The 1309-nt window shown below is 55.6% G+C and carries 1 pseudogene; it reads left to right on the top strand.

Annotation, left to right across the window (positions count from 1 at the left end):
- Positions 1 to 51 precede the first annotated feature (51 nt).
- Positions 52 to 1287: pseudogene (locus tag BLT47_RS09220) on the top strand (IS3 family transposase).
- Positions 1288 to 1309 lie beyond the last annotated feature (22 nt).

Below are 1309 nucleotides of genomic sequence, written 5' to 3'. Positions count from 1 at the left end.
ATGAAGTGCCCCAGGTTTTGTTCCGTTTGAGTAGATGGGAAAATTTGGAACATGCCGAGGAAATTTGACCAGGATGCGAAGGACCGCGTTGTCCGTCTCGTAGAAGACCGCATTATGGCGGAGAATATATCCACGCAGGAAGCGTGCAAGATTGTGGCACCCAAACTGGGCGTCTCATGGCACACAGCTCGCCAATGGACGCAGGCAGCTCGCCGCGAAGGACGAGTTCCCGAGCGTCTGCCTGAAGACCTGGCTGCTGAAAATGCCAAGCTACGCCGCGAAGTTCAGGAGCTACGTGACATAAACGAATTGCTGAAGGCCGCATCGGCTTTTTTCGCGTCAGAACTCGACCCCAAACGTCGGAAATGATCCGATTCATCGATAAACAGCGGGATCGTTTCACAGCCCGAGTTCATCTGCCAGACGTTAAGGAATCATCGTGAGGGAGGATTTATCACCTCGCGCGGGTACCGCCAACACAAAGCACGTGGCGTGAGCGCTCGCCGCCTTCGCGATGCTGCCCTCGTGGAACGTCTTCGCGAGGTTCACGCTGGCAATTACGGCGTTTACGGCGTGCGGAAAATGTGGCACGCGCTTCGACGTGAAGGTATTGATATTGGTCGCGAACAGACTGCCCGGTTGATGCGCCTGGCTGGCCTGTCCGGAAAGGGAAAAGGTGGTGCACCCATCACCACCCGTAAGCCTACGGGCCCGGATGCGCGACCTGACCTCGTTAACCGTGAATTCAAGGCCTGTGGACCCAACCGTCTATGGGTCGCTGACATTACGTACGTCCGCACGCGAGGCGGCTTCGCGTACACAGCGTTCGTGACTGACGTGTACTCCCGTCGGATCGTCGGGTGGGCGTTGTCCGATTCGATGCGTACCGAGGCGTTGCCGCTGCAGGCGCTGAATCAAGCCATTGTGTGTGCCAAGAACACAGCGGGCCTTGTTCACCATGCACATCACGGATCGCAATACGTCAGCATTGTCTACAACGAGCGTCTAGCCGAGCACGGAATCACGGCCTCTACTGGGACGGTCGGTGATTCCTACGACAATGCCTTAGCCGAAAACGTCAACGGTTCCTACAAAAATGAAATCATTCATACCCGCACTTGGAACGATGTGGTCGACGTAGAAATCGCGACCTTCGAGTGGGTCACGTGGTGGAACGAATCAAGGCTTCACCAAAGTCTCGGCTACCGTACGCCGGCAGAAGTAGAAGAAGAGTTTTGGACTAGCAACCCAAATCACGAGAGAATGGAAATCAAGGCAAATGCCTAGGAACAAAACCCGGGGCACTTCA

This window comes from Actinobaculum suis (assembly GCF_900102025.1).
In the GTDB taxonomy this organism is placed as follows: domain Bacteria; phylum Actinomycetota; class Actinomycetes; order Actinomycetales; family Actinomycetaceae; genus Actinobaculum; species Actinobaculum suis.
This window is presented reverse-complemented; position numbering and strand designations above follow the sequence as displayed.